Source organism: Paenibacillus selenitireducens, assembly GCF_002021565.1.
GTDB classification, from domain to species: domain Bacteria; phylum Bacillota; class Bacilli; order Paenibacillales; family Paenibacillaceae; genus Paenibacillus_K; species Paenibacillus_K selenitireducens.
Window position 1 is genome coordinate 333,828 of the sequence record NZ_MSZX01000005.1, and the last position, 18,784, is coordinate 352,611.

The 18,784-nt window shown below is 47.6% G+C and carries 20 protein-coding genes; 19 read left to right on the forward strand and 1 reads right to left on the reverse strand.

The features are described 5' to 3' along the window. Positions 1-126 precede the first annotated feature (126 nt). The 12 genes from cobJ to cobO are packed head-to-tail and all read left to right on the forward strand — an operon-like array spanning position 127 to position 11,777. Complete coding sequence (gene cobJ / locus BVG16_RS14820) at positions 127-1,827, forward strand: precorrin-3B C(17)-methyltransferase (RefSeq protein ID WP_078499450.1); 1,701 nt, start codon at positions 127-129, stop codon at positions 1,825-1,827. A gap of 41 nt (positions 1,828-1,868) precedes the next feature. Beyond that, positions 1,869-2,822: a sirohydrochlorin chelatase gene (locus tag BVG16_RS14825; RefSeq protein ID WP_078499451.1), complete on the forward strand. Its 954-nt coding sequence runs from the start codon at positions 1,869-1,871 to the stop codon at positions 2,820-2,822. After that, positions 2,819-3,583, forward strand: coding sequence for a precorrin-6A reductase (gene cobK / locus BVG16_RS14830; protein ID WP_078499452.1), 765 nt, complete (start codon positions 2,819-2,821; stop codon positions 3,581-3,583). Before BVG16_RS14825 ends, cobK begins: the two co-directional genes overlap by 4 nt. A 14-nt stretch (positions 3,584-3,597) precedes the next feature. Continuing rightward, complete coding sequence (locus BVG16_RS14835) at positions 3,598-4,248, forward strand: precorrin-8X methylmutase (RefSeq protein WP_078499453.1); 651 nt, start codon at positions 3,598-3,600, stop codon at positions 4,246-4,248. A gap of 3 nt (positions 4,249-4,251) precedes the next feature. Beyond that, a complete protein-coding gene (locus tag BVG16_RS14840; RefSeq protein ID WP_078499454.1) occupies positions 4,252-5,367 on the forward strand; it encodes a cobalt-precorrin-5B (C(1))-methyltransferase in 1,116 nt (371 codons plus the stop codon). Beyond that, entirely contained in the window at positions 5,364-6,605 is a 1,242-nt protein-coding gene (cbiE, locus tag BVG16_RS14845; protein ID WP_198957471.1) for a precorrin-6y C5,15-methyltransferase (decarboxylating) subunit CbiE, read from the forward strand. The genes BVG16_RS14840 and cbiE overlap by 4 nt, the downstream gene beginning before the upstream one ends. Further along, positions 6,598-7,308, forward strand: a complete 711-nt coding sequence (cobI, locus tag BVG16_RS14850; RefSeq protein ID WP_078499455.1) for a precorrin-2 C(20)-methyltransferase — start codon at positions 6,598-6,600, stop codon at positions 7,306-7,308. Before cbiE ends, cobI begins: the two co-directional genes overlap by 8 nt. Further along, positions 7,308-8,087 carry a precorrin-4 C(11)-methyltransferase gene (cobM, locus tag BVG16_RS14855; RefSeq protein WP_078499456.1) on the forward strand — a complete coding sequence of 260 codons (780 nt, stop codon included), beginning with the start codon at positions 7,308-7,310 and terminating at the stop codon, positions 8,085-8,087. The genes cobI and cobM overlap by 1 nt, the downstream gene beginning before the upstream one ends. Continuing rightward, complete coding sequence (locus tag BVG16_RS14860; RefSeq protein ID WP_078499457.1) at positions 8,084-9,223, forward strand: cobalt-precorrin 5A hydrolase; 1,140 nt, start codon at positions 8,084-8,086, stop codon at positions 9,221-9,223. The genes cobM and BVG16_RS14860 overlap by 4 nt, the downstream gene beginning before the upstream one ends. Before the next feature lie 14 nt (positions 9,224-9,237). Further along, positions 9,238-10,638: a cobyrinate a,c-diamide synthase gene (locus BVG16_RS14865; protein WP_078499458.1), complete on the forward strand. Its 1,401-nt coding sequence runs from the start codon at positions 9,238-9,240 to the stop codon at positions 10,636-10,638. Beyond that, positions 10,639-11,196: a nitroreductase family protein gene (locus tag BVG16_RS14870; protein ID WP_078499459.1), complete on the forward strand. Its 558-nt coding sequence runs from the start codon at positions 10,639-10,641 to the stop codon at positions 11,194-11,196. 35 nt (positions 11,197-11,231) lie between these two features. Beyond that, entirely contained in the window at positions 11,232-11,777 is a 546-nt protein-coding gene (cobO, locus tag BVG16_RS14875) for a cob(I)yrinic acid a,c-diamide adenosyltransferase (RefSeq protein ID WP_078499460.1), read from the forward strand. Positions 11,778-11,916: 139 nt separating this feature from the next. On the opposite strand, the gene BVG16_RS14880 is transcribed toward cobO, so the two are convergent. Then, positions 11,917-12,792, reverse strand: a complete 876-nt coding sequence (locus BVG16_RS14880; protein ID WP_078499461.1) for a hypothetical protein — start codon at positions 12,790-12,792, stop codon at positions 11,917-11,919. A 505-nt stretch (positions 12,793-13,297) separates the two neighbouring features. On the opposite strand from BVG16_RS14880, the gene BVG16_RS14885 reads away from it, so the two are divergent. From BVG16_RS14885 to BVG16_RS14915, 7 genes are all read left to right on the forward strand, one after another. Beyond that, positions 13,298-14,923, forward strand: a complete 1,626-nt coding sequence (locus BVG16_RS14885; protein WP_233147041.1) for a GAF domain-containing sensor histidine kinase — start codon at positions 13,298-13,300, stop codon at positions 14,921-14,923. A 27-nt stretch (positions 14,924-14,950) separates the two neighbouring features. Continuing rightward, positions 14,951-15,622 carry a response regulator gene (locus BVG16_RS14890; RefSeq protein WP_078499463.1) on the forward strand — a complete coding sequence of 224 codons (672 nt, stop codon included), beginning with the start codon at positions 14,951-14,953 and terminating at the stop codon, positions 15,620-15,622. Positions 15,623-15,790: 168 nt separating this feature from the next. Next, the gene (locus tag BVG16_RS14895) at positions 15,791-16,417 is read left to right on the forward strand and encodes an FMN-dependent NADH-azoreductase (protein ID WP_078499464.1); all 627 of its coding nucleotides are present in this window, start codon (positions 15,791-15,793) and stop codon (positions 16,415-16,417) included. A gap of 35 nt (positions 16,418-16,452) precedes the next feature. Beyond that, positions 16,453-17,394: a thioredoxin-disulfide reductase gene (gene trxB / locus BVG16_RS14900; RefSeq protein ID WP_078499465.1), complete on the forward strand. Its 942-nt coding sequence runs from the start codon at positions 16,453-16,455 to the stop codon at positions 17,392-17,394. Positions 17,395-17,419: 25 nt separating this feature from the next. Next, positions 17,420-17,656: a glutaredoxin family protein gene (locus BVG16_RS14905; RefSeq protein WP_078499466.1), complete on the forward strand. Its 237-nt coding sequence runs from the start codon at positions 17,420-17,422 to the stop codon at positions 17,654-17,656. 228 nt (positions 17,657-17,884) lie between these two features. Beyond that, positions 17,885-18,559: an SOS response-associated peptidase gene (locus BVG16_RS14910; protein WP_078499467.1), complete on the forward strand. Its 675-nt coding sequence runs from the start codon at positions 17,885-17,887 to the stop codon at positions 18,557-18,559. Positions 18,560-18,661: 102 nt separating this feature from the next. Continuing rightward, positions 18,662-18,760 carry an acyl-ACP thioesterase domain-containing protein gene (locus tag BVG16_RS14915; RefSeq protein ID WP_078499468.1) on the forward strand — a complete coding sequence of 33 codons (99 nt, stop codon included), beginning with the start codon at positions 18,662-18,664 and terminating at the stop codon, positions 18,758-18,760. Positions 18,761-18,784 lie beyond the last annotated feature (24 nt).

An 18,784-nucleotide genomic window follows, 5' to 3' on the forward strand; every position in this document is an offset into this window, starting at 1 on the left:
GGGCGATACGGTACGATAGCGGTCCTTCATGTATTCTATGGTTACAAGCGAGGCAAGAGCATTTCTAACATTTTCATTGTTAGGAATGCTCTTTTTTATTTTGTGCGGAGAGTGAGGGCTTACGCTATGAAAGGCAAATTACTAGTCATTGGATTTGGACCCGGCAGTAACGAACATATCACGAAACGTGCGCGCGAGGCGATTGAAGAGAGTCAAGTCATTATTGGTTACAACACTTACGTTGATCTCATTCGTTCATTAATCACGGATCAGTCGATCGTCCAGACAGGAATGACCGAAGAGGTCAGCCGTGCCCAAGAGGCGGTTCGTCAAGCGGAAGCGGGAAAAATCGTATCTGTCATTTCCAGCGGGGATGCTGGCGTATATGGGATGGCAGGTCTGATCTATGAGGTGCTGATCGAAAAAGGCTGGAACCGTGCGGATGGCGTCGAAGTGGAGATTATCCCGGGCATTTCGGCGATTCAATCGGTGGCCTCCTTATTAGGAGCTCCGGTTATGCATGATGCATGTACGATTAGTCTTAGTGACCATCTCACACCTTGGGAACTGATCGTCCGCCGTGTCGAAGCGGCTGCACAGGCTGATTTTGTAATTGCACTCTATAATCCGCGAAGCGGTCGTCGTACACGCCAGATCGTCGAGACGCAACGTATTCTTCTGGAGTATAGATCGCCTGATACGCCTGTCGGCATCGTGAAGAGTGCCTACCGGGATCGTGAGCATATCGTGGTTACCACCTTAGCGAATATGTTGGATCATGATATCGGGATGTTGACTACCGTTATTATTGGAAATTCATCGACGACGGTGTATGACGGGTTAATGATTACACCGCGCGGATATCAGCGGAAGTACACGCTCAATACGGATTCACAATCTTTGAGGCCTCACCAACGTTTGCAAAAAGAAGCGGAACCATGGTCCATGTCCGCCGCGGAGGATCGTGCATTTCTGTTCGGTGAACAGGAGGAGTTGCAGCCGGCAGAACCGGGATGGTCTCCTTTTGAATTAGCGACAGAAGCGTTAGAACTCGTGAGTGCTGGACGGAAGGAAACAGGGAGTGCGCAGTCGATTCTAGCAGCGATGCCCGCTGCTCCGATGTCGGAGAATACGGGTGCGGCTGATGAAGAGCGATTGGTGCGCTCGCCATTCAGACAAGAAGCTGTTCTTGAATTCGCGGTCAGCCCTGGGGTGGCGAACAAGAAGTTTTCGGCGCAGCAAATGATCATGTTAGCAGAGTTGGTTGGTGAAGAAGGTGAGATTGAATATTCACCGCATCATCAATTGGTCGTTCGCATACGTACGGTTAACCCCCAAGAGGCAACGCGACGCTTACATATGGAAGGCTTCTTATTGTCGCCCATCGGAGATATTGCACAGGTCAAAGCCTGTGATTTCTGCAATCTGGAGAAAGCGGAATCCATTCCTTATGCGGAAGAAATTCATGCCCGTATCGGGAACGCAGCCATGCCGAAGGAACTGAAAATCGGATTTAATGGTTGTGGAATGGCTTGTTATGGTGCAGTGAACGAGGATATTGGCATCGTCTATCGGCGAGGCAAATTTGACCTCTTCTTAGGTGCAAAGACTGTGGGGCGTAACGCGCATGCGGGTCAGGTTGCTGCGGAAGGGATTTCGCCTGAAGATATCGTGGATGTCGTCGAACGAATCGTGAACCGATTTAAGACGGATGGACATCCGAATGAACGTTTCCATAAATTTTTCAAACGTGTGAAAGTCGTTGAAGGGTTTGTCTATCGGGAGCCTGGACAGTCCAAAGTCGAAGAGGCTGTTTGCGGCGATTAAGTTGGGAATTCGGTTTGCTATTCATGGGAGGAGCGGAATACATGAGTCAACAAGCGGTATTGTTCGTCGGTCACGGGAGTCGTGACCCAGAAGGAAATGAAGAAGTTCGAAAGTTCATACAGGAGATTGCAAGAAAAATGGAATCGGTTCGCGTCGAAACGTGCTTTTTGGAATTTGAGCGTCCGACCATTGCGGACGGGATTGCAACATGCGTGGGAGCGGGTGCTACCCATGTGGTTGTCATTCCTATTATTCTATTTTCGGCAGGACATGCAAAAATACATATACCCGCTGCAATCGATGAAGCGAAAGAAAAATACGTGCACATACAGTTTACATACGGTCGACCGATTGGGGTTCATGATCAAGTGTTGGAAATCCTTACTTATCGTGTCGGCGGAGCGGGAATTGATTCGTCGGACGTGTTGGAAGATACAGCGATGCTTGTCGTCGGACGTGGCAGCAGTGATCCCGATGCGAACAGTGACTTGTTCAAGATCTCTCGTCTCCTCTGGGAGAAAATCAAGGTGAAATGGGTGGAGACCGCATTTATCGGGGTTACGGCTCCCTTGATCGATGAAGGCGTAGAGCGGTGTATTCGACTTGGTGCGAAGCGTGTCATGATCGTTCCCTATTTCTTGTTCACAGGGATTCTTATTCAACGAATGGAGCAAATGCTGTTAGGGTATCGAACGGCTTACCCTGACGTTGAATTTGCGATGTCGGAATATTTCGGATTCCACCCGAAACTGCAAGAGATATTAATTGAACGCGCAAATGAGGCGTTAGTGGATGATGTGAAAATGAATTGCGACATGTGCCAGTTCCGACTCGCAGCCATGCATGATATGGATCATCATCACCATGACCATGATCATCATCACGATCATCATCATGACCACCAACATGACCATCACCATCATGATGACGACCATGACCATGACCATGACCATGATCACCATAAGCATGTTTCCGTGGGGGGCGAGCGTTCATGATCTTAGTGCTTGCTGGCACGAGCGATGCGCGCGAACTTGCGCTTCATATTCAATCGGCCGGACATGCGTTGTTGACGACCGTTGTGACGGAGAGTGCCGCGGGGTCCATGCAGGAAGCAGGTCTCCCCGTGCAAGTCGGGCGTCTGACAGCGGAGCAGCTGGCTTTCTTGGCTCGCGACCGCGGAGTACAAGCAATCGTCGATGCAACCCACCCTTTTGCAGAAGAAGCATCACGGAATGCGATCGCTGCTGCCCAAGAGGTTGCTGTGCCCTACATTCGATTTGAGCGCGAGCATCTTGCCTATCAACATCGCCCAGGCATTATCTGGGCAGATGACTATAAGCACGCGGCTGAGATTGCCGCCGATAAACGCGGTGTCATCATGCTGACAACCGGGAGCAAAACTTTGCAAATTTTTACAGAGCGGCTTCTTGGGCTGCCGGATACGACAGTAGTGGCGCGGATGCTTCCGCGACTCGATAATATGGAGAAATGCGAGCAGTTGGGTCTGGAACAGAAGAACATCATCGCGATGCAAGGTCCTTTTTCGAAAGAATTAAATTTGGCATTGTACCGTCACTATAACGTAAGCCTGATGATTACCAAGGAAAGCGGGAAAATCGGCGCGGTGGATGAGAAGTTAGAGTCTGCCTTAGAGCTAGGGATCGAATGTATCGTTATTGGCAGACCGTCTATTGCTTACGGTACAGTACATTCTGATTTTGCAAATGTATTGCAAGATATTCAATCGTTACTATAGGAGGAATTGCCATAATGGATTTTCATACCGATTTTAAGCCGCTTACCATTCAGCCTCAAGAGATCGAAGCGAAGAGCTTTGCAATGATAACTGAGGAATTAGGTTCTCACCCGTTTACCGCGGAACAATATCCTGTCGTGCAGCGTGTCATCCATGCTTCGGCGGATTTCGAACTTGGACGGAGCCTCGTATTTCATCCGAACGCGATTCAAGCGGGAATCCAAGCCGTTCGCAGCGGCAAAATGGTCGTGGCTGACGTACAAATGGTTCAGGTCGGCATCAGCAAGCCACGTATTACGAAATACGGTGGAGACGTGAAAGTATACATATCCGACCCGGATGTTATGGAAGAAGCGAAACGCTTAAATACAACGCGGGCGATTATCTCGATCCGCAAAGCGATTCGCGAAGCGGAGGGCGGAATTTTTGCCATTGGTAATGCACCGACAGCGTTGTTGGAATTGATTCGACTGGTAAAAGAAGGCGAAGCCAAACCTGGTCTTGTCATTGGTGTGCCTGTTGGATTCGTATCTGCTGCAGAGTCGAAGGAAGAATTAGCGAAGCTGGATATCCCGTTCATTACGAATATCGGTCGTAAAGGCGGCAGCCCTGTCGCGGTCGCTGCCTTAAATGCAATTACCATTATGGCGGATCAGCAGGGGTAGATCATGGAAGAGAAAGCTGCCACACCGATTCGTCATGGATATACCACAGGATCATGCGCAACCGCGACCGCAAAGGCAGCTTTGATGGCGCTGATTACGCAAGAAGAACAGACAGGCGTACGCATTCGTATTCCCATTGGTGAAGAAGTTTATTTTCAGTTGGAAAGCTGTGAGCATTCGTTGAATTTTGCAGTAGCTGCCGTGATTAAAGACGGGGGAGACGATCCCGATGCCACGCATGGCGCACGAATTGAAGCTTCTGTATCTTGGCTCGAGGAACCTGGCATTGTCTTAGATGGCGGCATCGGCGTAGGGCGTGTTACTAAGCCTGGATTACCCGTGGAGGTCGGAGAAGCTGCCATTAATCCGGTTCCCCGGAAAATGATTCGGGAAGCTGTACAAGGGGTTCTTGAAGTGTTCGAACAGTCCCACCGAGGGGTAAAGGTTGTCATATCGGTACCCTCAGGCGAAGAAATAGCCAAGAAGACGTTAAATGGACGGCTCGGCATAATCGGGGGAATTTCGATTTTAGGGACGCGGGGAACTGTCGTTCCTTTCTCCACAGCCGCTTATAAAGCCAGCGTTGCCCAAGCCATTCGTGTCGCTGAACGATGCGGTTGCGATCATATTGTGCTATCGACGGGCGGGCGTACAGAGAAATATGGGATGGACATGTATCCGGATTTGCCCGAAGAGGCATTCGTCGAGATGGGTGATTTTGTGGGATTTGCGCTGACCATGTGCAAACGTCAAGGGATACGTAAGGTTACGTTGGTCGGCATGATGGGCAAATTCTCCAAGGTAGCCGAAGGGGTCATGATGGTGCACTCGAAGAGTTCATCGGTTAATTTTCAGTTTCTTGCGGACGTAGCAGCCCAAGTCGGGGCGGATGAGGATACCGTGCAACAGATCCTAGAGGCGAACACGGCCTCACAAGTCGGCGATATGATGGCGGCAAGCGGACATCTCGCGTATTTCGAGCGAATGTGTGAATTATGCTGCCAAGAAAGCATGAAGCAGGTTCAAGGCGGCATGGAAATCGAGACTGCGATCATCACGATGAAAGCAGACTTGTTAGGTCGCGTGTCGATGACAGCGGAGGGGGGAGCAACATCTTGAGTCTATCGGTAAAAATGATAGGGATCGGCGATGATGGGCGTGAAAGCTTGTTTCCGCCTTATGTGGAATTCATTCAGAACAGCGATTTCTTGGTAGGCGGTGAGCGGCAGCTTGCCTTTTTTCCGTCATACACGGGTGAGAAAATCGTGATTAAAGGCAGCCTAAAAGCGTTGTTCGAACAATTACGGCAATTGTCCGGGCGTGTCGTCCTGTTGGCTTCCGGCGATCCGTTTTTTTATGGTATCGGATCTTATGCTTTGAAACAGCTGGACGTCGCGGTAGAGGTGTATCCGAATATCAGTTCCGTACAGCTGGCTTTTGCGCGAATGGGCGAGGCTTGGCAGGATGCCTTCTTCACGAGTATTCATGGCAGAACGATCAAAGGGCTCGCTCAACGTATTGATGGTCGGGAGAAGATTGCCATTTTAACCGATGAAGTCAATAGCCCGAATGCGATTGCGAAGTATCTTCTGGAATTCGGGATGATGGAGTATCGGGTCTTCGTGGCGGAGCATTTGGGCGGTCCACAAGAACGGACGGGCTGGTATTCGTTGGATGAAATGGCGGAAGGTTTATTCGGATCTTTGAACATTGTGATTCTTAAGAAACAGCACGACGGGCCTAACCGTCAGGGTCTAGGCATCGAGGATGAAGAATTCGCCCAGCGGAAACCAGATAAGGGATTGATCACGAAGAAAGAAGTCCGTATTCTAAGCATCGCGAATTTGAAGCTGCAAGAAGACAGTGTGGTCTGGGATATCGGTACATGCACGGGATCTGTAGCGATTGAGTGTGGACGTCTGGCTAGAATGGGGCAAATATTCGCGATCGAGAAGAATGAAGCTGACCTTGAGAACTGCAAGCAGAACATGATGAAGTTTCGTGTTGATTTGACGGCAGTACACGGGAAAGCCCCGGCGGGAATCGAGGATTTCGCAGATCCTGATGCGGTGTTTATCGGCGGCAGCGGCGGGGAATTACGCGAGCTGCTTCATGTGTGTTGTACCCGGTTGCGTCCGAACGGACGAATTGTATTAAATGCTGTGACGATCGAAAATCTCTATGACGCGAAAAAAGCCTTCGAAGCCGAAGGTTTCGATGTGGAGATTACGCTTGTTCAAATATCAAGGAGTAAACCTATCTTAACGATGACAAGGTTCGAGGGACTAAACCCAGTATATATTATCACCGCAAAGCGTCAGGTTATCGAAGGAAAAGGGGAAATGGCAGATGAGTAAATTAGGAACATTATACGGCGTTGGAGTTGGCCCAGGCGATCCCGAGCTCGTAACGGTGAAGGCATTTCGGATTTTGAAGCAATCCCCGATCATCGCGTACCCGCGTAAAATGCGCGGATCCAAAAGTTATGCCTTGAAAATTACCGAACTTTACGTCGATACCGAGCAGAAGGAAATGCTGGGACTTACGTTTCCCATGACGAAAGATAAGGAGACGCTCGATCGGGAATGGAATAAAACCATAGAAGCGGTATGGCAAGGGATTCAAGCAGGTAAAGATGTTGCGTTCGTTACGGAAGGCGACCCGATGATCTATAGCACCTATATTCATTTAATGCGCCTCATGAAAGAGCAGCACCCCGAGGTGGAGGTCATCTCAATTCCGGGCATTTCTTCCATTAATGCTTCGGCATCGCGTCTGGGTATCCCATTAGCAGACGGAGATGACCAGATCGCGATCGTGCCTGCGACAGATCAGTCTTCTGACATGCGAAAAGCGCTCGAAGAACATGATTGCGTCGTATTTATTAAAGTAGCGAAGGTCATTGATGTGATGATTGCTGCATTGCGTGAGACAGGGCTTATAGATAAAGCTTCAGTCTTAACGAAGGTCACTTCTTCCGAAGAAATGATCTGGCGCAATGTTGAGGAGTTGGAAGGAAGAGAACTCGAGTACCTAACGTTAATGGTGGTGAGAAAATAATGAAAATTTATATTGTGGGAGCAGGCCCCGGGGATCCGGAACTGATTACAGTCAAAGGATTACGGTTGCTGCAAGAGGCGGATGTTGTCCTTTATACCGACTCGCTGGTCAGTGAGGACTTAATTGCCAAAGCGAAGCCGGAGGCAGAGGTCTTAAAAAGCGCAGGCATGGACTTGGGCGAAATGGTCGAGATCATGGTGGACCGTGTCAAGCAAGGGAAAAAGGTGGTTCGTGTCCATACAGGAGATCCTGCCGTGTACGGCGCGATCTTGGAACAAGTTTCTCTTCTGAAAAAGGAAGGGATCGGATATGAAGTTATCCCCGGCGTGAGTTCCGTATTTGCGGCAGCGGCAGCCGTTGGGGCAGAACTTACCGTTCCGGAATTGACGCAGACCTTAATTTTGACTCGTGCGGAAGGAAGAACGCCAGTTCCTGATCTTGAGAAGCTGCGGGATTTGGCTGCACATCATACCACGATCGCGTTATTTTTGAGTGCAACCTTGTCCAAAAAAGTCGTGAATGAATTACTCGCAGCGGATTGGCATGAGGATACGCCGGTGGCAGTCGTACAGCGCGCGACATGGCCGGATCAGAAAATCGTACGCACGACGCTAAAAAATTTGGATGCAGATTTACGGGCCAATAGCATTCGTTCACATGCGATGATTCTGGCGGGCTGGGCACTCGATCCGGATATACACAATAAGGAAGAATATAAGTCGAAGCTTTACGATAAAACCTTCACACATCGCTTCCGAAAGGGTGTGAGCGCAGAATGACATCCCAGGCGACATCGATCCCATTGGCCGAAGGCGTCATCCCTGCGATACAGCAGCGCAGTGATTATGCGGTTGTTGCGATTACAAAGCATGGCGTCGAGATCGCTCGTCGTTTGCAGAGCCAATTTACCAATGCCGATGTGTACTATATGAGTAAATTCTGTCGCGGCGATGAAGAGCAGCGATCGATTCAAATGTTCGAGGGAAGCGTGCGGCTGTTATTTCCGGCGCTTTTTCCCGCTTATAAGGGACTCATTATTATTATTTCACTAGGTGCTGTCGTGCGAATGATCGCACCGCTGCTGGAAGATAAGAAGAAGGATCCTGCGGTCGTTGTGATTGATGATCGAGGCGAACATGTCATTAGTGTGTTATCAGGCCATCTTGGCGGGGCGAACGAATTAACACATGAGGTGGCTGCAGCCATTGGAGCACGCCCTGTCGTTACAACAGCGTCAGATGTTCAGAAGACGATCGCCGTGGATTTGTTCGGACGTCGGTTCGGTTGGACATGGGATGCTGCAGACAAGCTGACACCGGTCAGTGCTTCGGTGGTGAATGAAGAGCGTATCGCCGTCGTTCAAGAATCGGGTGAGCGCCAGTGGTGGACCCATGACAGGCAGATGCCTGATCATATTCAAGTATTCGAGCGAATGCAGGATGCAATAGACGCGGAACCGAATGCATCCCTGATTATTACGCATCGGTTGCTTCAACCGGAAGAAACCGTACTGCTTAACAATGGTGTCGTCTATCGTCCGAAGGTTATCGTACTAGGAATTGGGTGTAATCGCGGGACTTCTGCGGAAGAGATTCAGTCTGTCATCCACGAAACGTTGTTAGAGTTACAGTTTTCGCTCCAGAGTGTAAAAGCTGTTTGCTCGATTGATTTGAAGAAAGATGAGGTCGGCATGCTTGACACTTGTTCACGTTACGGTTGGGATTTCATTACCTATACACCAGACCAACTTAATCGTGTGGATATCGAAGCGCCATCGGATACCGTATTCAAATATACGGGGGCTTATGCCGTAAGCGAACCTGCTGTTAAATTATATACAGGCAATACGCAATTAATCGTGAACAAACGTAAATCCGGGAACGTCACGATTTCCGTCGGCATGCTGCATTACTAGGGAGGAGGAAGGAAATGACGCGAAGAATAGTTATCGCAGGAACGGGAAGCAGTGTAGGCAAGACAACATTAACCATTGGATTAATGGCCGCATTGCAGCGAAAAGGTTATATGGTTCAAGGATTTAAATGTGGACCTGACTATATTGATCCCACGTATCATACTTCGGTTACAGGCAGACAATCTCGAAATGTAGACAGCTGGATGTTCAGCCATGAGGCTGTTTGTGAGATCTTCGCACACGGGAGCGAGGGAGCAGACATCTCAATCGTCGAAGGGGTCATGGGGTTGTTTGACGGGAAAAGTCCACTCTCCAACACAGGAAGCACGGCGGAAATCAGTCAGATCCTGCAAGCACCAGTCTTACTCGTTGTGAACTGCCAGAGTATGGCACGAAGCGCTGCCGCTGTCGTGAAAGGATTTCAGTGTTTTAGCGAGGATGTACGGATCGTCGGAGTTATTGCGAACAAAGTGGGAAGCGAGGGTCATTATAAGCTTGTCAAAGATGCTGTGGAACAAGAGTGCGGAATCCCAGTCATCGGCTATATGCTGCGGGAGAGCGGGATCAAAGTGCCGGAACGTCATCTAGGACTTATTCCTTCGATTGAGCGGGGAGAACTTGCACCAATGTTCCAGCAATTAGCTGAAATCGTTGAAGCGAATATCGATATCGACCAATTGATGACATTAGCGGAATGTCCGCCATTATCTGAGGTGCCTAACCAATTATTCGTGCAGCGCACGACGCAACATCGAGCCACGATTGCGATTGCAAAGGATGCCGCGTTTCATTTTTACTATCCGGAAAATATCGAACTGCTTGAAGCTTACGGGGCGCGCTGCGTGTACTTCTCGCCTCTGGCAGGAGAGACCATTCCTGCAGAAGCAGATGGATTATATATTGGAGGGGGTTTCCCCGAGGAATTCGCGCTCCAGCTTGCTGAACAAGATCAGGTAAAAGCTTCGGTTCGCTCGCATATTACGGCAGGGATGCCAACCCTTGCTGAGTGCGGAGGGTATATGTATTTAACCGAGCAAATTGTGGATACGGATGGACAATCCTACCCCATGGTAGGGATCATTCCAGGCCAAGTGATGATGCAGAAGAAACTCGCTGCGCTTGGATACCGCGAAGCAAACGGTACAGAAGGGAATTTTTTGTTGGGTCCGCAGGATCAAGCCAAGGGGCATGAATTTCATTATTCGACGTATCAGGCACCAGATACCGCTGAATCGGATGCGATTCCTTATGCTTATGAAACCAAGGGGATGCGAGGAACGAAGAAAGAAGGCATGGTATACAAACAATTGGTTGCAGGCTATACCCACCTCCATTTTGCATCCAACCCGGATGTCGCAGAACGTTTTGTAGAAGCATGCGCAGCCTATCATTCATCAAAGGAGAGAACTACCTGAATGAAAGCATTAGATCTATTAAAGAACCGTCAAGCCGTTCGTCATTATTTGCCTCGCGAAGTTGAGTCCGAGCATATTCAATATTTACTTGCAGCAGCTATAACGGCGCCGAATGATCGCTTGCGGGAACCGTGGCATTTTTATATCATCCAAGGTGAAGCGAAGGCTCGCTATGAGACATTAGCACGTACTTATCTGGAGGAACGTTTCCCAACAAAACCGCATCTTGTGAAGGATTCCCTTGCCGTTCTGGAAACCACGCCGTTGGTTATCGTCGTAACCTCTGATATGATTCCTGGTGACGAGGCGTCATCCGAGGATAACGAATATGCGGTAGCCTGTGCGATTCATTCGATGTGGGTCGCTGCACAAGATATCGGTCTAGGGCTCGTATGGAGAACAAGAGGCGTTGGTCTTGTGCGTGATGAACGACTTGCTAAATTCATCGGTTCGCCGGAGAATAAGAAGATCGTAGGTACGTTATTTATCGGGTACCCTGCGGGGGAGACACCTGAGACAGCTCGTACACCTATTGAAAATAAAATAACTTGGCTTTAGGATTATTTCTTATAACGAAAGGAGTAGATACACAGATGGCTAGAACGATTAAAAAAGGACTTACGCTTGTATATACAGGAGATGGAAAAGGAAAAACGACGGCGGCAATCGGCCTATGCGTTCGGGCAATAGGAAGAGGTTACAAAGTGCTTGTCTTGCAATTTATTAAAAGTCCGCAGCGTTCATATGGTGAACAGTTGGCATTGGAGAAGTTAGGGGTTGAATTTCGTCAATTAGGGATTGGGTTTACGTGGACGAAGACGCCTGAAGAACATCGGGAATCGCTGAAGCTGGCTTTCGCAACGGCGAAGAAGGAAATAGAATCCGGTGCCTATGATGTGATTATTCTAGATGAGTTAAATAACGCGCTGGCCATTACGAGCTTCCCTGTTGAGGATGTCTTGCCGTTCCAGGAAGTGTTGGATATGATCCGCAACCGTCCTGAAGGTATGCATATCGTCGTAACGGGACGTTCCGCCCATCCAGAAATGATGGACATGGCAGATCTCGTAACCGAAATGAAGCCTATTAAGCATTATTATGAAGAAGGAATACCTGCGGTTCTCGGGATTGAGTTTTAATTGCGAATGCAACTTAATTCATCATGCATCATCATCATATTTTAATGTAATGGACCAAGACATATTTACCACATTAGGGGGTTGCCCATGGCAAACCCTATTTGTGGTGTCACCTAGACATAGAAGTGATGTGCTACTTCTAGTCTTTCTGGATTCCCTGCATTCCCTGCATTCTTCCAACCCATTCTGCCATTGTATTCGCATGTTGCTCGGTAAGTTGGTTCCTCATTTGAGTCATTTGCTCTTGCCAATCTATCTTTTCTCGGAGCAGCAGCTCCTTATACTCGATCTCTTTTTCCTTGATTACAACTTCATAAGCTCGATCGTGTTCCTTCTGCATGCGTAAAACGGCTTCCTCAGCCTCTTTTAGTAGGCGCTCGTTCTGCTTGTGTTGCTGTTCAATCTCCCTGCGAAGCTCTTTCTCTATCTCTTTTTGCTTGGCTAGCTCTTCATCCGATAGACGCTTGAAATCTAAAGCCTCAGATTTCATTGCGACTGCATCTGCCTCAATTTTATGAAGTTCTTCTATGGTTTTTGTAAGTTGTACAACCTTCTCCTGGGTCAATCGATTTATTTCCTCCGCAGCTTTGGCTGTCTTTTCGTATTGCTGCATTTTTTCGTGTAGTTCACTTGTGATTCTATTAGAAATCGCGAGCTCTTCTTCTTTTTGTGTTAACCGTTTCTGGGCTTGGGAGAGCTCGACCCGCACGGTCTCCACTTTCTGGGATGCTTGAGCCACTTCCTCCATCGACTGTTCCTTCATCTCATCAACGGCATCAGCCCCGCGCTGATAGACCCGGATCAGAAGGTGATAGACCCGATTCATATATTTTTCAAGGTCCTTTAGATCATTTTCTACAGCAGAATCGCTATTTCTGATCGTATGGATGATTTCTAAAGCCATGAGGGACTCCAACCACTCTGCACCCTCCATACCAGATTTTTCAATCCGCTCATTCACTAAGCTTTTTAGTTCGCTTTCCATTTTTATTGATTTTATATCGTCCTTCGCCATCTCTAATTTCTCCTTTGTAGTAAACTATAAAAGCCTTATTTAATAAGGGGGTATACCGGTTTACCGATTGTTATCGGTATAACTATAACACAAATTTTAATCAGAAAGTATAATGAGGCGCCTTGGAGCTGTGGCGTCATAAATTACAGAATTAGTGATTATAGATTTTATGTATAATAAGAAAAGAAAATTGCAGAGGTTGAAAGGAAAACAAATGAGTGATACGAATAGGAGAGAAGTTATTCAAATCTTGTTATTTAATATATGAATATGTGGTTATATGATCATTTAAACATGTATATGCGCGAAAGATTTTTTCTCACTCTCCATCCGTTTAATTGTAGAAGTCATTATGCGCTCAGGTGAAAAAGGGGGTTTGGCACAAAAAACCTAAAAAGTTCATTTATTCAAAATATTTCCAAGTGGTGAGAATGCAGGTTGATGGCTGACTGTAGTTGATGGTACACTGGGCTCACGACTTTACATTGCAAAGGACGGGATGGGATTGACGAAACAATTTAGAGTGCGTGAGCTGCTTGTCATCAAATCCATTGCCGAGACGATAAATCAATCCAATGATCTGACAACGTTGTTGAACTCCGTATTACGCAAGCTTGTCGAGTTAACCGAGATGCAGGCGGGATGGATCTTTCTGGCGGACGAATGTGCGAATTACTATACATGTCCAGCCCATTATCAATTGCCTGAAGCCTTAGCTGTGGATGATCAAAAAGCGCTGACAACCGGATCTTGCTGGTGTCTGGATGGCTATTGGGGCGGAAAGTTAAAAGCGGCCGTGAATACGATCTATTGCCAACGCTTGGATCAAGAAACACATTATATTTACGGAGATACGGAAGGGATTACGCATCATGCCACAATTCCGTTGACCGCAGGTACGCGAAAATTCGGTATTTTGAATGTGGCAGCACCAGGTAAAGATCATTTTACAGAAGAAGAATTGACATTGATGGAGTCGATTGCCTTCCAAATTGGGACGGCATTAGAACGGACATTATTATATCAATCGGAACAAAAGCGCGCTGATTTGTATTCCCAATTGGGGGACTTGACCCGGGATCTCGGGAAGCTTTTGGCTACGGAGCAAATCCCGGAGATGGTTACAAGGTGGATTGGCGAGCATTTGGGGTGTGAGCACACAGCATTTTTCATGGAAGAGAACGGGAAGCTGTCCCGGAGGGTATCCTGGAAGAACGGGATCATTAATCGCAGGCGCAAACTCTATACGTTCAAACAGGCTGATGATATTGGCGAGGCATTTTTGCACGGCGAAACGAAGGAGTGGCACAGTAAACCTAAGGTGAAGGAGCCGGATCCTCTCGCCTACATAAATGTACGTTCCTCTGTTGCTGTCCCCTTGTGGTTTCGAGATAAACCTTTTGGTGTGATCTATGCGGGGTGTGCGGAAGGAATAACATTTGATGAGGTGGACGTGGAAGTGATCGAAGCGTTAGCAGGCCATATTACCCTTGCCTTCGAGAATGCACGCCTCTATCAGCAGCAGGTTGATTTATTGAAATGGGAAGAGCGGAATCGCTTAGCTCGGGATTTGCATGACTCCGTGTCCCAAATGCTATTTTCCTTACAATTTACAGCACGCGGGTTGGAAGCCATGTTAGAGAATCCCCCTGAAATCGTGCAGCGTGCGATCAAAGATATGAAAGACCTTACCCAAGATGCACTATCAGAAATGCGTTCGCTTATCCTGCAGCTTCGTCCGGTTGGACTCGAGCAAGGCTTACTGACGGGGTTGTATCGGTATGGTAAAGCACAAGGACTTGTTGTCATCAATTGCGTGGACTGTATGCTGGATCTTCCCAGCCGTGTAGAGGAAGCCTTGTTCCGGATCGGACAAGAGGCGTTAAACAATGCCAGGAAGTATGCAGGGCATCCGCAAGTGCAGATCAGCTTGAAGGAGCACGAGGACCAGGTACTCATGGAAATTAAAGACCAAGGGGATGGATTTTCGCCGCTTAAAGTGGACGGAACAGGCACATTGGGTATGCGAACGATGAGAGAACGAGCCGAAACGCTCGGTGGTACGTTAGAGATTGATAGTCGAGTCGGCGAAGGAACAACGATCCGTGTGTTGATTCCATTACGTTCTTAGTTGCAATCAAGGGGAGGACTTTGAAGTATGAGTATTAAAGTATTGATTGTAGACGATCACGCGATTGTCATTCGCGGTCTGCAATATTATCTGCATACACAACCGGATATTGAGCTTGTGGGCGAGGCCACGAGCGGGAAGGAAGCCATCGAGAAGATCGAGGAGCTGCAGCCGGACGTTGTCCTGATGGACCTGCTCATGCCAGGTATGACAGGGATTGAGGCAACCCAACAAATTCGGACGAAGCATCCTAATACGAAGGTGATTGTCTTAACATCCTTTTCCGATCATGACCATGTATTGCCTGCGATTCAAGCGGGAGCGAACGGTTATTTATTGAAGGATATCCAACCCGATGAGCTTGTACAGGCTATTCGCGGGGTGTATCAAGGGCAAGCACAGCTGCATCCGCGTGTGACAGAGCAGTTGATGTCGCATTTGGTAGAGAAGCCTGTGAATCCATCGGTGGAGGAAGAGGAACATAATTTAGACGTGCTCACACCGCGTGAGAAGGAAGTCTTGCAATCTGTTGCGCTCGGGAAGAGCAATAAGGAAATTGCTGCTGCTTTTCATATTACCGAGAAGACCGTGAAGACCCACGTCAGCAACATCTTAAGCAAGCTCGGGTTAACAGCTCGAACGCAAGCCGCCATTATCGCCATTAAGCACGGTCTGACGGATTCGAACACGAGTATATAATTGCAGATCTACACCTTCCTACGACTTAAGTCGTAGACCAAGACCAACATATGTTGGTCTTTTTTTGTAGTCCAAGTTCATCCGATATGCCGATGGAGAAAGCTCGTTCCGGTGATAAGATAAGGACATAACAAAAACAACTAGATAAATAAGTGGAGGGTATTCCCAATGACTAAAGTTTTATTCGTCAAAGCCAATGATCGTGCAGCAGAGCAAGCGGTAAGTGTACAACTATATAATGCATTCCTTGCCAACTATAAAGAAGCTCATCCGACCGATGAAGTGATTGAACTTGATCTGTTCGCTGAGAACTTACCATACTACAATGCAACGATGATTAACGGCATGTTCAAATTAGCAAAAGGGTTTGAATTAACTGCGGAAGAGCAGCAAGCTGCATCGACAGTGAACAAATACTTAGATCAATTTTTAGCAGCTGATAAAGTTGTGTTCGCATTTCCATTGTGGAACATGGCTGTCCCTGCCGTATTACACACATACTTCGACTATTTGAGCCAAGCAGGCAAAACATTCAGTTACACAGCTGAAGGTCCTGTTGGCCTTGTAACAGAGAAGAAAGTCGCTGTATTGAGCGCTCGCGGCGGTGTATACTCGGAAGGACCAATGGCTTCCCGTGAAATGGCGGTTAACTTCGTCATCTACAACTTGAATTTATACGGTGTGAAGAACATCGAGACTGTTATCGTCGAAGGACATAACCAATTCCCAGACCGCAGCGCAGCGATCGTAGCTGAAGGTATGGAAGCAGCGGCCAAATTAGCTTCAACATTCTAATTCATGAAGGATAGGAAAAGAGGGGGAGACTTCACATGACAACGTATAAATCTATTGTAATCGGTACCGGTCCATCCGGCCTGACAGCGGCCATCTACTTGGCTCGCGCAAATCTTAATCCTCTTGTTATTGAAGGCCCGGAACCGGGTGGACAATTGACGACAACGACGGAAGTGGAGAACTTCCCTGGTTTTCCAGAAGGTATCCAAGGACCTGAGTTGATGGATAATATGCGGAAGCAAGCGGAGCGTTTTGGTGCGGAATTCCGTACGGGTTGGGTGACTAGCGTAGATACAACGAAACGTCCGTTTACTTTGCAAGTCGAAGGAATGGGGGAGTTATCTGCAGATACCTTGATCATTTCAACAGGCGCTTCGGCGAAATATTTAGGAATCCCTGGGGAAAAAGATAACGTTGGACGTGGTGTAAGTACCTGTGCAACATGCGATGGCTTCTTCTTCCGTAACAAGAAAATTATTGTAGTCGGCGGTGGCGACTCCGCGATGGAAGAAGCAAATTTCTTAACTCGGTTTGCATCTGAAGTTGAAATCGTAAATCGTCGCGATGAGCTTCGTGCGTCCCGCATTATGCAGGATCGTGCTCGTCAAAATCCGAAAATCAAATGGTCGCTTAACCGTACACCGCTTGAAGTTGTGGCTGGCGACAATGGCGTACAAGGCTTGAAAGTACGTAACAATGCTACAGGTCAAGAAGAAGTGATTGCGACGGAAGGATTATTCGTTACCATCGGTCATACACCGAATACGAAATTCCTTGGCGGTCAAGTAACGACAGATGATCATGGATACATTGTGGTCAAGCCGGGAACAACTGAAACGAACGTACCAGGCATCTTTGCTTGCGGAGATGTTCAAGATACGAAGTACCGTCAAGCGATTACTGCTGCAGGCAGCGGATGTATGGCGGCACTGGAGTGCGAGCGGTTCTTAGAAGAACACGCAGCCGTAGGCGTATAATAGAACGAACGAGGAGGGATTAGACATGTCTGATAACAACATTATCGTATACTCTCGTAACTTTTGTCCGCACTGTGTGCAAGTGAAAAAATACTTGCAAGAGAATAATGTACAGTTCGAGGAAAGAAACGTGGATACGAACGAGGCTTACATGGAAGAATTATTCAACATGGGCATGCGTGCTGTGCCTGTAACCGTTGTAGGCGAGGAGAAAATCCTCGGCTTCAACACAACGCAATTGAAACAAGTTATCGGTATTTAATGAAGTAGCACGGCGAACATAATCCAAAATCCTTACCGCTTAAGTAACGTATCCTGATGGATACGCCGCTTAGGCGGTCTTTTTTTTTATCTATAGAATCTATAGTATCCGGGGCCCTCCGCAAAGTACCTGAATCAGCTTCGAAGCCAAGTCCCCTCTTTGTGGGGTTAATTGTCGAATAATCTCAGGATTATTGGTAAAAATAGGCTTCAAAGGATGGTGGGAATTATGTGCAGAAGATTTTCATTAAGCGCAGAACTGAATGAGGTGCAAGCGTATTTTAAGATTGACAACGTCATCACGTTTTATCGTAAACGCTACAATATAGCGCCAACACAAGAGATGGCAGTCATCATGAAATCAGGAAATGAACTCCATCTGGATCAGAGTCGATGGGGGTTAATTCCGTTCTGGGGGAAGGATGCCATCAACGCAAATATTGATACGGTACATGTGAATCCAGCATATCCCAAGATGATTGATCGGCAGCGCTGCGTGATCCCATGTAATGGGTTCTATTACTGGCGAACGGTAGGAAAGAAGACATATCCCGTGCGTGTGGTCATGCCGAATCGTCAATTATTCGGGATCGCAGGACTTTATGAGAATTGGCGCGATACGCGCGGTGAAGAAGTGCGGACATGTACATTGCTGATGACGAATGCGAATTCCGTGATTCGGGAGTTTGATACGCGTATGCCGGCGATCCTAGATGAGGAAGCGATGGACGTATGGCTGGATTCTTCGGTGCGCGGGATTAACTACGTGAGACCTTATTTAAGAACGTATGATGAGACGCAAATGCAAGTATATCCCGTATCCCCGATGATTGAGAATGAGACGTTCGATTCATTGGAGTGCATTCAGCAGATGGATCTAAAAGTCGCTTGGGTGAAAGAATAATAGGATGTCAAAACCTCGGATCAATGGGTTCCGAGGTTTTTTATTGTCATGCTGCAACTTGATAGCGTATGATACGTGGTACGAAATGATGGAGGCAAGATCATGGAAGCCATATTGGAAGTAACTGTTCGTTCGACGGAAATCGATATCAACGGACATGTGAACAATGCGAAATATGTAGAGTATTTGGTTTCCTATTGAATGTTTATACCTGACAGGTTATGA

Coding starts and splice junctions, on each gene's coding strand:
- cobJ (WP_078499450.1), top strand. CDS start 127: ATGAAAGGCAAATTACTAGTCATTGGATTTGGACCCGGCAGTAACGAA.
- BVG16_RS14825 (WP_078499451.1), top strand. CDS start 1,869: ATGAGTCAACAAGCGGTATTGTTCGTCGGTCACGGGAGTCGTGACCCA.
- cobK (WP_078499452.1), top strand. CDS start 2,819: ATGATCTTAGTGCTTGCTGGCACGAGCGATGCGCGCGAACTTGCGCTT.
- BVG16_RS14835 (WP_078499453.1), top strand. CDS start 3,598: ATGGATTTTCATACCGATTTTAAGCCGCTTACCATTCAGCCTCAAGAG.
- BVG16_RS14840 (WP_078499454.1), top strand. CDS start 4,252: ATGGAAGAGAAAGCTGCCACACCGATTCGTCATGGATATACCACAGGA.
- cobI (WP_078499455.1), top strand. CDS start 6,598: ATGAGTAAATTAGGAACATTATACGGCGTTGGAGTTGGCCCAGGCGAT.
- cobM (WP_078499456.1), top strand. CDS start 7,308: ATGAAAATTTATATTGTGGGAGCAGGCCCCGGGGATCCGGAACTGATT.
- BVG16_RS14860 (WP_078499457.1), top strand. CDS start 8,084: ATGACATCCCAGGCGACATCGATCCCATTGGCCGAAGGCGTCATCCCT.
- BVG16_RS14865 (WP_078499458.1), top strand. CDS start 9,238: ATGACGCGAAGAATAGTTATCGCAGGAACGGGAAGCAGTGTAGGCAAG.
- BVG16_RS14870 (WP_078499459.1), top strand. CDS start 10,639: ATGAAAGCATTAGATCTATTAAAGAACCGTCAAGCCGTTCGTCATTAT.
- cobO (WP_078499460.1), top strand. CDS start 11,232: ATGGCTAGAACGATTAAAAAAGGACTTACGCTTGTATATACAGGAGAT.
- BVG16_RS14880 (WP_078499461.1), bottom strand. CDS start 12,792: ATGGCGAAGGACGATATAAAATCAATAAAAATGGAAAGCGAACTAAAA.
- BVG16_RS14890 (WP_078499463.1), top strand. CDS start 14,951: ATGAGTATTAAAGTATTGATTGTAGACGATCACGCGATTGTCATTCGC.
- BVG16_RS14895 (WP_078499464.1), top strand. CDS start 15,791: ATGACTAAAGTTTTATTCGTCAAAGCCAATGATCGTGCAGCAGAGCAA.
- trxB (WP_078499465.1), top strand. CDS start 16,453: ATGACAACGTATAAATCTATTGTAATCGGTACCGGTCCATCCGGCCTG.
- BVG16_RS14905 (WP_078499466.1), top strand. CDS start 17,420: ATGTCTGATAACAACATTATCGTATACTCTCGTAACTTTTGTCCGCAC.
- BVG16_RS14910 (WP_078499467.1), top strand. CDS start 17,885: ATGTGCAGAAGATTTTCATTAAGCGCAGAACTGAATGAGGTGCAAGCG.
- BVG16_RS14915 (WP_078499468.1), top strand. CDS start 18,662: ATGGAAGCCATATTGGAAGTAACTGTTCGTTCGACGGAAATCGATATC.